Origin of the sequence: Saccharibacillus sacchari (assembly GCF_037722395.1) — a bacterium.
GTDB classification, from domain to species: Bacteria; Bacillota; Bacilli; order Paenibacillales; family Paenibacillaceae; genus Saccharibacillus; species Saccharibacillus sacchari_A.
On record NZ_JBBKAR010000019.1, the window covers coordinates 13,939 to 27,159 of the forward strand.

Consider the following 13,221-nt stretch of genomic DNA (forward strand, 5'->3'; position numbering starts at 1 on the left):
AGACCTCCTTTTTTGCTTGTATACGCCTTAACGAGGCAGGTCGAACGTGATCCGCGTGCCGGCTCCGTCGGTGCTTTCCAGAAGCAATTGACGATCGTACAGCAGCTTCAGGCGACTGGAAATATTCCACAATCCGACTCCGCGCACGCCGTCGACGCTGCCGAGCACTTCTTCGATTCGCTGCTGCGTCATGCCGCTTCCGTTGTCTTCGATCGTGAAGCGCGTTTCGTTTTCGTTCAGATTGCGAATGGACAACGTCACGCGTCCGCCGCTGATTCTCGACATCAGGCCGTGGCGAATCGAATTTTCGATCAGCGGTTGCAACGTCAACGGAGGGAGATTCATGCCGCGCTCGACATCGTCGTCCACCTCGATCGACACTTCCAGGCGCGAGCCGAACCGGGCCTGCTCGATCGCCACGTAAGCGTGAATCAGCTCCAGCTCGTTATGCAGGCTGGTGAGCGAATCCAGATGCTTGAAATGCACGCTGCGCCGCAAATAGCTCGATAGCTGAAGGATCAACTGCTCCGCTTGATCGGGCGCGTCGACGCACAGTTCCGCGATCGCGTTCAACGCGTTGTACAGAAAATGCGGATTGATCTGCGAGCGCAAAAAAGAAATCTCCGCGGCCCGTGCCGCCTGTACGGACGTTTTCATCCGCGTCAGGCTGCCGATTCGGGCCAGTAGTTCTTCGGACTCGAACGGTTTGGCGACGAAGTCGTTGGCTCCTTTTTCCAAAGCCAGCTTCAATTGATGCGCCTTGTTGCCGGCCGTCAGCATCAGCACGGGCAGCTCGGAAGGCGAATACCGCGCGCGAATGCGCTCCAGCAGCTCGTAGCCCGACATGTCCGGCATCATGATATCGGCCACGACGAGATGAACGGTCGGAAGCTGATCCAGCAGTTCCAGCACCGACGGAGAGCGGGACGTGACGGCGTAACTATAGCCTTCGAGCTTGAGCAGATTGACGATCGTTTGCAGATTCGCGGGATCGTCGTCCACGACCACGATCCATTCGTCGCGCTTTCCGGCCGTGATCCCAGGTTCCGCGTAGCGCCGCGTGCGTTCCGGCGAATCCGCCAACGCCGCAGGCAGTGAAGACGCTTTGGCCGACAGTTCTCCTTTGGTTTCCGCCAAAGGAATCGTCAACACGAACGTCGCTCCTTGTCCCGGCTCGGACTCCGCGTGGATCGTTCCGCCGTGCAGTTCGATCAGCTTGCGCGTGATGCTCAGTCCCAGTCCCGTTCCTCCGGTCGGCGCGGCGGTTCCTTCTTGTTCGAACGGCAGGAAGATAAGCTCCAACTTGTCGGCGGCGATGCCCCGTCCCGTGTCGGATACGCGGATCTCGGCCCGGCCCGCGACGACCGACGCTTCGACGCCGACCGTGCCGCGTTCCGTGAATTTGATCGCGTTGCCGACCAGATTGTGCAGAATTTGAATCAACCGGTTGCCGTCCGCCTGAATCGCCGGGAAGTCGGACGGAACGCGGTTTTGCAGCTCGATTTGTTTGGAACCGAGCAGGAACGCGTGCATCCGCACCACCGATTCGACGAACGAAGACAGATTGACGGCGGAGCGGTGAATCGAAATATCGCCGTGCTTCATTTTGGAATAATCGAGCAATTCGTCCACCAGATACGTCAAACGCCGTCCGCTACCCGTCACGATCTCCAGATTGTGCGCCTGCTGGTCGGTCAGCGAACCTTCGGCGCCTTTTAACAGACTTTCGCCGATATTGACGATCGCGTTCAGCGGCGTTTTCAACTCGTGCGAAGTGCTGGACAGGAAATCGTCTTTCACTTTGTCGAGCAGCAGGAGCTGGTCTTTGAGCGTGCGGACGGTCAGATAAGCTTCGAAAAAGCGCAGCACGGCCAGGAAAAGCATCAGGACGCTGAACAGCACGATGCTGAATTGTCCGATGTTCATGTTTTCTTTGAGCGAAACGGAGAACAGATTGACATCCAGGCAGTACGCCGTCATGCACAAGATCGACGCGTACCACAGAAAAGCCGAAAACTGGCCGCCGGGCTTGCTGACGATAAACTGAAGCGCGCATTTGTACAGCAGCCACAGCAGCATGAACGTGTACAGCCCGATCACGAACGGCGCGGCCAGGTTATAGACGGGAATCGGCAACAGCGCCACCGAAGCGATATAAGCGCCGAAGATTGCCAGAACGAAGACCGTAAACGGCTTCGACAAAATGCCGGTCCTGAATTTGTAAAAGTACAGCGTCAACAGCCCCAAGCAGGCGACGGAGAACATATCTTTGAGTTTGTAAAAGGTGCCGAACGACAGTCCGCCGTCGATCAGCGACAACACGCGTTCGCTGATCATGCCGCTGTAGAGCGCGTAAAACAAACAAATCAGCCCGAGCAGCAGCAGCGAATCGTCGCGGTTGCGGTACACGGCCGAACCGATATAGCTGATGAGGAAAATGATCGAGATGGTGGTCAGTACCGCCAACACGCCGAATTCGGTAACTTTGCGGGCTTGATCGTGAGCCAGCATCGCGCCTTGCTCCCCGAAAAACAGCGGACCGGGAATCCCGGAATTGGTGTAATCGTAATTGGCTACGCGGATCAAAATCTCGATATCGCCGCCTTCGTACGGGAAAAAGCCGATCTGCGGCGTGTTGCCCGGCAGGTAGCCGGCAGCCGAACCCGCCACCTGCCCGTCTTCGAACAATCGGATGCCGTTCACGTAGACCTCGCTGGCGAACCGGATATTCATTTTTTTCAAAGCCAGCATCCCGTGAAAAGGCGCATTCTTGAGCACGAGGCGGTACGTCGCGAATCCGTGCGCGGGCAGCGATCGGCCGTCGGGTTGCAGACTGCCCCACGTACCGGGGACGTCGACGTACGCGTCCGGCTCGGGAAGCGTGCCTGCGCGCGCCGGAGTCTCGTAAGGAAGCAGACGCTCCCAATAAAAAGCCCATTCCCCGTCCAAACGGATACGCGGATCGAGTTCGGGGTTCCAGGCGGATAAATCCATAACGCCCTGTTGAGCGTGCAGCGCTGCCGGTTGCGGCTCGTCGAAGGTGGACAAAAGCAGGACGGTAGCGGCGAGCAGGACAGTCAGAAGAACGCCGGATAGTTTTAAAAGCACGAATCAAGCTCCTTTGCCAGAGGGAATCGGGTGTCTGACGTGATATGGGCATTGTAGCGGATAATGTTTCGGCGGCGCAATCCTCTTTCTCGGAATCGTTTGTTTATTGCTTGTTTATTGCGATGCCGGAGGCAACTGGATACATCGGCATACAATCACGGAAAAACGGGGGTTGGAACATGAGAGGGAAAGTCGGCGCCGCGACGCAATACGGCCTGATGTCCGGCTACAGCGGCATCCGCGCTAAACGGCTATACGGACGCCGCAAGCTTGTCCGATTGGGCCAAAACCAGCGCCGCGCAAGCGGTCAAGCTTGGCTTGATCCAAGGCAAGTCGGCGGGCAAATTGGAGCCGAAAGCTCCGGTTACCCGCGCGGAAATGACGCTTCTGATCCGTCGATTGCTGACGGAGTTGGAACTGCTGTAATCGGTCCGCTATGCCTAAGCGAAACCCCGCTTCTTCTTGGAGAAGCGGGGTTTTTGCGCGTTCGGCCGTCCGCCTTGTGCAACGGTTCCCCAACTGCTATACTGGTTCCCGATTGCGGAAAACGCAGGCCGGGAAGCGGAAGGAGCAAGATCATGGCAAGCATACGGGAAGTGGCAAGGCTGGCGCAGGTCGCGCCGAGCACGGTGTCGAGAGCGCTGAACAACAGCGGGTACGTGGCCGACGAGACGCGGGAAAAAATCAAAGCGGCGGTAGCGGAGCTGGATTACGTCCCCAACCAATGGATCCGCAATCTGTACCGCCAAAGCACGGGCATTATCGGCGTGATCGCGCCGGGCTTGATCCATCCGTTTTTCTCGTCGCTGTGGAATCATCTGGAGCTGGAACTGCGCAAATTCGGCTATAACATGATGCTGTGCAGCACGGGCGGCGAACATCAGCGGGAACGCGAATATCTCGATACGCTGGAACGCAATCTGTTCGACGGCGTGATCGACGGCGCGGCGATGCTGCCGGACGAAAGCTACGCGAAGCTGGAAAAGCCGATCGTGTTTTTGGACCGGGTGCTGCCGGGCATTCCTGTCGTCAGTTCGGACCATCGGCAAGGCGGCGAACTCGCGGCGCGGACGTTTCTGGAAGCGGGCTGCCGCAAAGTGCTGCTTACCGTCGGCGATCAGCGGCACCGGCTGCAATCGCACGAAGGCGACCTTGCGTTGGAACGGCATTTGCAAGCGGGCGGCGCGGAAACGCTGCGGCGGGAAGTATCGTGGGACGATACGACCGATTACGCCAAGTGCTTCAAGCTGTCCAAAAAGCTGCTGGCCGCGCATCCCGACGTTGACGGCGTGCTGGCGTCCGATCTTCAGGCGTCCGCTTTTTTCAAAGCCGCGTCTTCGCTGGGCATCGACGTGCCGGGCCGCCTGAAGCTTATCGCGTATGACGGCACGTTCGTGACCGATTTCAACGCGGCCGCGCCGACGGTGATCGTACAGGACGTGCGGACGATTGCGCGCCAGACGGTGGCGGTGCTGCTCAAAAAAATCAACGGACAAGCGGTCGGCGACGAGCCGATCACGGTGCCCGTTACGCTGCGGCGAGGCGCGACGACCTGATCGTTGACGCCCGCCGTTTTATTTTTTGAGAAACAGTTCCATAAATCCATTGACCTTTCCCGAAAAAAAGCGTATTCTGATTTCCAATGGAACTGTTCCACAATACGGTCGAGAATGATGATCGCGAAAGTCGGCGGGGCCGATTTTTTTGGAGCTTTGTGGAACAGTTCCACTAATGAGGATGGGTGCATCGCGAATTATTTTTTTGCGCAAATATGGAACGGTTCCACGGAGGTGGCGGTTGAAACGATGAATACGTTAAACAAACAATCGGAACAACGGGAGTCTTTGCTTGCGGCTTCGCAGCGGCAGTGGTGGAAGCGCGCGGTCTTTTACCAGATCTATCCGCAAAGCTTCAACGACGAGAACGGCGACGGCATCGGAGATTTGAAAGGGATTACAACCAAACTGGACTATCTGGCCGAACTCGGCGTGGACGTGCTGTGGATCTGCCCGATCTTCGACTCGCCGATGATTGATAACGGGTACGACGTAGCCGATTACCGCAGCGTCAACCCGATTTTCGGCACCGACGCCGATCTGGACGAACTGATCGCCGAAGCGGACAAGCGCGGGATGAAAATTTTGCTCGATCTCGTGATCAACCACTGCTCGGATCAGCATCGGTGGTTCCAAACCGCGCTTGAACATCCGGACAGCGAAGAAGCCGGGTACTTTTATTTCCGCGCTACCGACAATAATCGGCCGCCGAACAATTGGCGTTCCATTTTCGGCGGACCGGCCTGGACCCGAACGCAAGACGGCCGCTGGTATCTGCACACCTTTGCCAAAGAACAACCGGACCTCAACTGGGAAAATCCGAAGCTTCGCCGCCAACTGTACGATATGGTCAATGACTGGCTGGACAAAGGGGTAGGCGGTTTCCGGGTCGATGCGATCACGTTTATCAAAAAAGACCTGACGTTCGCTTCGCGCCCCGCGGAACCCGGCAAGCTGTACCCGATCGACCATTTCCAAAACTACCCGGGCATTCACGAGTTTTTGGACGAGTTGAAGCGCGAAACGTTCGCCCGGTACGATTGCGTGACGGTAGCGGAAGCGCCCGGCGTATCGCCGGACACGTTTGCCGAATACGCAGGACCGGACGGCCACTTCTCGATGATTTTCGATTTCAACTGGGACCACAACAAAGACGTGCCGCTCAAAAACGAACCGGAATCTATCGCGTCGTGGCGCAAGCGCATGTTCGACAGTCTGCTGCATACGCAAAAATACGGATGGAGCGCGATCTTTTTGGAAAACCACGATCAAGCGCGGGGACCGGACAAATTTTTGGACAAAGCCAACCATCATCGCGACGGCGTGACCTGCTTGGCGACGACGTATATGCTGCTGCAAGGTTCGCCGTTCGTGTATCAGGGGCAAGAGCTGGGCATGACCAACGGATTCCGCGGCGGCATCGACGAATTTTACGACGTGTCCGCGCTCAATCAATGGCATGAAGGATTGGAACAAGGCCGTTCGGCGGAAGAGATGCTGCAAGAACTGAACGCGTACGGCCGAGACAACGCGCGCACGCCGTTCCCGTGGAACGCCGAACCGAACGGAGGATTCACGACGGGAACGCCGTGGATGCCGCTGCACCCCGATTATCCGAACGTGAACGCGGAGCAGGCGCAAGCGGACGAAGAATCGGTCTGGACGTTTTACAAACAACTGATCGCGTTTCGAAAAAAAGGCGCATGGGGCGATACGCTGGCGTTCGGAAGTTTCGAACCGGCGTATGAAAAATATCCCGGTTTGATCGCGTACCGGCGCCGTTTGGACGGACAGACGTTGCTGGTGCTGAACAACTTCGGCGGCGAGCTGGTGCTCGATTTCGGCGCGTCGACCGATCGCCGCGTCGTGTTCGCGAACGGGGAAGCCGAATGGACGCCGGGCGGCGAGTTGAAGCTTCCGCCGTACCGTTCGGTCGTGCTGGCCGAATCGTAAAATCCGGCGAGATCGTAAATCCGGCAACATCTTGAAACGGGAAGCGGCAGATACAAGCGAACGCATGCGCCGAATATGACTACCGCCTGCGTTCCCGCTTCGTACCCCCAGCAGATAGATTCTTATCGCGGTTTCGCACGAATCGAGATTCGGGCGTCGGCTTTCGAAGCAGGCGGCCCGGAAAAAGGAGAATAGGCATGAACGTAAACAGCCGAAACCGGCACTACGCCCGCAAAAAATGGACCGTCGTCGCCGCTGTGTTGACGCTCGGCGCTTCGCTGCTTTCGGGCTGCGGCAGCCGCGAAGCGAAAGCGCCGACCGATTACGACTTTTATATTTTCAACGGCAAAACGGAAAACGCGGAAGCGTTGGACAAAGTCGTCGACCGTTACGAACAGGAAACCGGCTTGACGGTCAAAGTGTTCTCGCTCGGCACGACCGACAGCGCCGAAACGCTGCGGGCGGAAATGAATTCGAGCGGGAAGCCGGCCATTTTTTCCACCAATATCGGCGGCGTGACGGAATGGGCCGAAAGCGGCGCGATCCTCGATCTGAACGACGCTTCGGACCCGGAATTGAAGGCGCTTGCAGAAGACGTGCCGGAAGCACTACGCCTTAGCGTGGACGGGACGCAAAATTACGGTATCCCGTACAATATCGAAGGCTACGGGCTGATCGTCGATACGCGCATGGTGCGCGATCTGTTCGGCGACGATCAGACGCAGCCGTTTCTCGACGATTTCCAAGCGGCCACGTACGACGAGTTCGAGACTTTGGTAAACGCGGTCGGCGATTATATCGCGGCCGGAACGGCGCCGAGCGTCAAGCTGAACGGCCGATCTTACGCGTTCGCGTCCCGCAAAACCGAACTCACTTCGCGGCTCACCGGCGTGTTCGCCGAAGCGGGCGCGGAAAAATGGACGTACGGCGACCATATGGGCAATATGGCGCTGAACGCGGTATTCGGCAGCGCCGTGGTGGCCCGAACCGCGACGGAAGAACAGGTCGACGAACTGCAGGCGCCGCTTGCGAAACTGGCGCGGACGCTGGACCTGTATTCGACGCACGCCGCCGGACCGGACGGACCGATGGAGCGCGGCCCGTCCTACATCAACTCGACGACGGCCAGCTACGACGTGTCGGTGCAGTTGTTTTCGAGCGGCAAAGCCCTTTTTATCAAGCAAGGCAACTGGGTGTATCCGAATATCGCCAAGCTGAACACGGACATTTTGCCGACGCTGACGTTCTTGCCGATCAAGCTACCGCTGGAGCAAAGCGATATTCAAGTCGACGGCCTGACGGTCGAGAAGTTCAACCGCTCCGTGCCGGAGTTCGTACCGTCGTATTACGCGATCAATGCCAAAGTGACGCCGCGCGAGCAAGAGTTGGCGCAGCAGTTTCTCGTATGGCTCAATACCAGCGAAAAAGGGCGCCAAGCGATCGTCGAAGACTTTCAGTTTATTCCGTACAACGTCGACGACACGGTGAAGTTTGACAACGCGCTGAACAATTCGCTGATTCAATACAAGCTGGACGGCGACACGCTGTCGAATCCGTTCAACGGTTCGCCCGCCGGAGGCGGTTACTGGGGGCAGGAAGTGCTCGGCTCGATCCTTCAGGAACGGTACTACAACCGCGCGGGCGCTTGGACGGCGGACGATTACGAGACGATCGCGCGCGAAGCGGTGCAAGGCTGGAAAGACGTGATGTATTGATCGGCGGTCGGTTTCGAAGCTTGAGTTTACGGGAGGCTGTTAAGGATGAGGGGTTATTATAAAAAATGGTTTTGGCCGCTGGCTTTGCCCGGCTTGATCCTGTTCGCCGCCGTGGTGCTGGTACCGTTCCTGATCGGCCTGCTGTACTCGTTCACGGCTTGGCGCGGTACGTATTTCGTCGGCGGCAGCGTCTGGACGTCGTTCGTCGGGCTGGACAATTACGCGCGTATTTTTCAAAGCTGGCAATTTGTGCACGCGCTCGTCTATACGCTGAAATTCACCGCGATCGCCGTCGTTGTCGTCAGCGTCTCCGCGCTATTACTGGCGTTGATGCTCGATTTCGCGGGCAAACGCGTCGGAGCGTTCCGCACGGTCTTTTTCCTGCCCAACCTGCTCGGCGGTCTTGCGCTGGGCTTCGTGTGGCAGTTCATTTTCCAAAACGTGTTCACATTGTTGTTCGGCGAAAATGGGCTGAATCTTCCGTTTCTCACCAACATGACGCAGGATACGACCAAAAACCTGTTTGCGCTCGTCATCATGGTCACTTGGCAGATGGCGGGGTACATGATGATCATTTTCGTGGCCGGACTTAACAATATCCCGCGCGACCTGTACGAAGCCGGAGCGCTCGACGGAGCGGGAGGATGGAAAAGATTCCGTTACATCACGCTGCCCATGCTCATGCCTTCCGTCACGATCGTATTGTTCCTGACGCTGGCGGGCTGCCTTAAGCTGCTTGACCAGAACGTGGCCCTCACCAACGGTTCGTTCAACACGTCTATGCTGTCGCTGCAAATTCTGCGGACCGTCCGTTACACGCAGCCGCCGGATTACGGGCAAGCGCAGGCGCAAGCCGTCGTGTTCTTCGTACTGGTCGCGATCATCGGACTTGCGCAAGTGTATATCACGAAGAAAAAGGAGGTGGACGCATGACCCGCGCCGCCGCAACGAACGCAGCCCGGCAGTCTTCGTTCAAGCTGCGTCCCGGCAAAATCGCCGTGTTCGTCATTCTGGTTCTCTCGGCGTTGGCTACGCTGTTCCCGCTCCTGTTTTTGTTCGTCAACTCGTTCAAAGACCAGGGGACGATCGTCGCCGAGCCGATGGCGCTGCCGCGAAGCTGGTCCGCCGCTTACGTATCCGACGCGATGCGGCAGATTCATTTCGGGCAGGCGGTGTTCATCACGGCGGGCATTACGGTGCTGTCCGTCGCGTTGATCGTGTTTTGCGCCTCCATGCTGTCGTGGATGTTGGTACGCAACGATTCCCCGGCGAGCCGGATCGTGCTGCTGGGACTGACCGCGGCCATGCTCGTTCCGTTTCAATCGGTCATGTATCCGCTGATCCACGAGTTCGAGACGCTGGGGCTTAAAAACCTGCCGGGACTGATCTTGATGTACGGCGGTTTCGGACTCGGCATGTCGGTATTTTTGTACCACGGCTTTTTCCGCGGCGTTCCGCTGGCGCTTGAAGAAGCGGCGTTGATCGACGGATCGGGCATTCTGGGACTGTTTTTCAAAGTGGTTTTCCCGCTCGTCAAGCCGATCACGGTCACCGTCATTATTTTGAATTCGCTGTGGATCTGGAACGATTACCTGCTGCCGTTTCTCGTGCTGGGCAACGCCGAATACAAAACGCTGACGCTGGAACTGTATTACGCCAAAATGCTGTCCGGCCAATTCAGCAATCCGTGGGAGCTGATCTTCCCGGCGGTGCTGGTGTCGATTATTCCGATCGTCGTGCTGTATCTGTTCCTGCAAAAGTACTTTATCAAAGGGGTGACGGAGGGGGCGGTAAAATGAGGGGGGAAGCGAGAAGACTCCGAGATAAATTCGGTAAAGCCGCTGTCTCACTCGGAAAATGGATGGGATTTGAATAAGGAATTTTCCGAGTTCAAAGGCGTCTTGACCTGAATTTCTCTCTCCGTCTTCTCGCTTCCAGGTAGGGTAGAGTTGATGGATCTGTAGACCTTTCTTTTTTATAGAGAGGTCTTTTTTTATGGAAGGACGATAGGGGAAAGATCTGAGCGGCGAAAAGGGATTTGCTGATTGTGTCGTACACGATTGACGCGGAGGCGGAGGAGCAGGGATATAGGGATTCGTTTGTTCGGTGGCCGAGGTATCTATTTTGCGGACGGGCGTAACTTTTTTGTCGAAAAAGGACATGCGTCGTTGACACCCTTTTGCGTGGCTTATACAATTTCTTCTATGAATATACATCGCTTGTACGGAAAAGGAGAACCATTCAATCATGCTGCATAACCCCACGGGTCGCGAGAGGCTCGGACTTGCGTTGTTGCTGTCCACGCTCGGCATTCTCGGACCGCTTAACATCGACATGTATTTGCCGAGCTTTCCCGGCATATCGGCCGATCTCGGCGCGCAGGCGTCGCTGGTTCAGCTTAGTCTCACCGCCTGCCTGATCGGCCTTGCGGTCGGCCAGATCATCGTCGGTCCGATCAGCGACGCGCGCGGGCGGCGAGGGCCGCTGCTGATCTCGTTGCTGTTGTTCGCCGCTTCTTCGGTCATGTGCGCGCTATCGACCAGTATCGAGATGCTGATCGCGGCCCGTTTTCTGCAAGGGCTGACCGCTTCGGGCGGCATCGTGCTGTCCCGGGCGGTCGTCCGCGACGTGTTCAGCGGCCGCGAACTGACGCAGTTTTTCTCACTGCTGATGGTGATCAACGCCGTCGCGCCGTTGCTTGCGCCGATCATCGGCGGAGCCGTGCTGCTGTTGCCGGGATCGAGTTGGCATACTATTTTTTACGTGCTCGGCTTGCTGGGATTCGGCATTTTGCTGACTGTCGGCTTCAAGCTCAAAGAAACGTTGCCGCCTGAAAAAAGACAACCCAGCTCGATCGGGCATTCGCTTCGCACGATGGGCAGCCTGATGAAAGACCGTTCGTTCATGGGCTACGCGCTGACGCTCGGATTTATCCACGGCGGCAGCTTCGCGTATGTATCCGGCACGCCGTTCGTCTACCAGGACATTTACGGCGTATCGCCGCAAACGTTCAGTATCCTGTTCGGCATCAACGGCATCGCGATCATCGCGGGCAGCTTTATCATCGGGCGCTTCAGCAGCTTCGTGCCCGAGCGCAATCTGCTGCGGATCGGCGTGATTACGGCGGCGAGCGCCACGCTCGTGCTGCTGCTGGCTTCGATCATTCAAGGGCCGTTGTACACGATCGTCGTGCCGCTTTTCATTTATATGATCACGATCGGAATCACCGCGACGAGCACGTTCACGCTGGCGATCGCGCGTCAAGGGCATCGGGCGGGCAGCGCCAGCGCGGTGCTGGGATTGTTCCCGCTGCTGATCGGTTCGATCGTCTCGCCGCTGGTCGGATTGGACGAGACGACGCCGGTCCCGATGGGCGCGATCTTGTTCGTGACGGCGGTGCTGGGGGCGGCGGCGTTTTTCGTCATGACGCGTCCCGATCGGGAAGAAGCCGGTCCGTCTTAGGCGTCCTGTCATATTCGGTATTGAAAAAAGCGGCGTACCGCCGTACAGTTAGAACAAATCCGCAACTTCTGCACGGACTTTCGTCCGGGCAGAAGTTTTGTTTGTTTATACGGAAATTGCGTCTTCGCTAACGATAAAGCAACCACCAAACGAAGGAGGCTCAACCATGAAATTTCGAACGTACGGCGATCCGACGTTACCCGCTATCCTGCTGATCCACGGAGCAACCTGGGCCGGAGCGTATCTGCTGCAAGCCGAACGGTTGCAACACCGCTACCATGTCATTTTGCCGATTCTGGACGGGCACGGCGGCGAGCCGACGATCTACGCCTCCAGTGAGCGCTCGGCCGACGATCTGCTGGCGTATATCGACGAGCGTCATGCCGGAAAAATATTCGCGCTTTGCGGCGTCTCGCTGGGCGGGCAGATCGTGGCCGAACTGCTCAGCCGCCGCGAGCGCATAGCCGACTTCGCGATCACCGACGGCTCGTGCTGGATTCCGCAGCCGCAGATGCTCCGATACGCCCGTCCGCTGCTTCCGCTGCACTGGGCGCTTGAGCGCACCGGTTTGCCCGGCCGGCTCGGCAATCGCGGCATCGCGCCCGAACATCGCATGCCGGAGCCTATGCTGCGCCTGTACCTGCAACAAATCAAAACGTTCCGCCGCCGCACGTCGCTCGCTATTTTCGATTCTTATTTCGCTTATGCGTTGAAAGACAGTATCCGCAATTGCAAAACGCGCGTATTGTGCTTCTATGCCGGAAAAGAACACAAAGCGATCCGAGAATCGGCGCGTCTGCTATGCAGCCTTGTTCCGCGATCGGAATGCGCCGAACTTCCCGGCTACGTCCACGGCGAACTCAGCGTGCACCGTCCGGACGAGTGGATTGAGCGGGCGGAGGATTTTTGGTCTGCTTCCGAGATTGCTCTCTAATACTCCCTTTAGGTATTTCACTTCTACCTTCCCCCAAAAATTTGTTTTGGCTTTTAGGCGCACCAGCGGAGGGAGGGATTCAGTGAAAGACGCCTTTGAACTCGAAAAACCACCTTTTAAAATTTTAATCCGGTTTTCCGAGTGAGACAGCGTCTTGTGAAGCATTTCGAAGAGATCCACTTCGGAAGCATATGCTGGTAATCCTTCCCGCAGCGCCTCATTCGCCTATTCCCTCCCAATCAGACTTTTCCACAAAAATTCACAATCTTTTTTTGTCTTTTTTCATCGGACACTTTGTTTGAACGCTTTCCTCTTCAAGCTTGATCCTTTTTCTTTTTCATTGAATGTTTGTCCTCCTGTAACGGACTTTAGTCCTCGATACATTCCGTAGCGGTGTCAGAAGCGTGAGATTTCCTGTTGTTTTTTCAAAGCACTTGGCATAGAATTTGCTGGTGCGATTCTGCGACGCTTTAACGTACAATGCAGTCGCAAA

Annotated in this window: 8 protein-coding genes and 1 pseudogene; 8 read left to right on the top strand and 1 reads right to left on the bottom strand. The window is 57.0% G+C overall.

The features are described from left to right. Window positions 1-27 precede the first annotated feature (27 nt). Window positions 28-3,108 (bottom strand): ATP-binding response regulator, encoded by a 3,081-nt coding sequence (locus WKI47_RS06325; RefSeq protein ID WP_340226329.1) that lies wholly within the window; start codon window positions 3,106-3,108, stop codon window positions 28-30. 264 nt (window positions 3,109-3,372) lie between these two features. Between WKI47_RS06325 and WKI47_RS06330 the strand changes: the two are divergent. The 8 genes and pseudogenes from WKI47_RS06330 to WKI47_RS06365 form a co-directional block, all read left to right on the top strand. Further along, a pseudogene (locus tag WKI47_RS06330) lies at window positions 3,373-3,534 on the top strand (S-layer homology domain-containing protein); the annotation flags it as partial. Between the two features lie 152 nt (window positions 3,535-3,686). Further along, window positions 3,687-4,664, top strand: a complete 978-nt coding sequence (locus WKI47_RS06335; protein ID WP_340226330.1) for a LacI family DNA-binding transcriptional regulator — start codon at window positions 3,687-3,689, stop codon at window positions 4,662-4,664. A gap of 249 nt (window positions 4,665-4,913) precedes the next feature. Continuing rightward, window positions 4,914-6,617 carry an alpha-glucosidase gene (locus WKI47_RS06340; RefSeq protein WP_340226331.1) on the top strand — a complete coding sequence of 568 codons (1,704 nt, stop codon included), beginning with the start codon at window positions 4,914-4,916 and terminating at the stop codon, window positions 6,615-6,617. 197 nt (window positions 6,618-6,814) lie between these two features. Then, window positions 6,815-8,332, top strand: a complete 1,518-nt coding sequence (locus WKI47_RS06345; protein WP_340226332.1) for an ABC transporter substrate-binding protein — start codon at window positions 6,815-6,817, stop codon at window positions 8,330-8,332. Window positions 8,333-8,377: 45 nt separating this feature from the next. After that, on the top strand, window positions 8,378-9,265 hold the full coding sequence (locus tag WKI47_RS06350; protein WP_340226333.1) for a sugar ABC transporter permease: 888 nt from the start codon (window positions 8,378-8,380) through the stop codon (window positions 9,263-9,265). Beyond that, entirely contained in the window at window positions 9,262-10,131 is an 870-nt protein-coding gene (locus WKI47_RS06355) for a carbohydrate ABC transporter permease (protein ID WP_340226334.1), read from the top strand. The genes WKI47_RS06350 and WKI47_RS06355 overlap by 4 nt, the downstream gene beginning before the upstream one ends. Window positions 10,132-10,579: 448 nt before the next feature. Continuing rightward, the gene (locus WKI47_RS06360) at window positions 10,580-11,794 is read left to right on the top strand and encodes a Bcr/CflA family efflux MFS transporter (protein ID WP_340226335.1); all 1,215 of its coding nucleotides are present in this window, start codon (window positions 10,580-10,582) and stop codon (window positions 11,792-11,794) included. A gap of 166 nt (window positions 11,795-11,960) precedes the next feature. After that, a complete protein-coding gene (locus tag WKI47_RS06365) occupies window positions 11,961-12,728 on the top strand; it encodes an alpha/beta hydrolase (protein ID WP_340226336.1) in 768 nt (255 codons plus the stop codon). The last annotated feature ends 493 nt before the right edge of the window (window positions 12,729-13,221 follow it).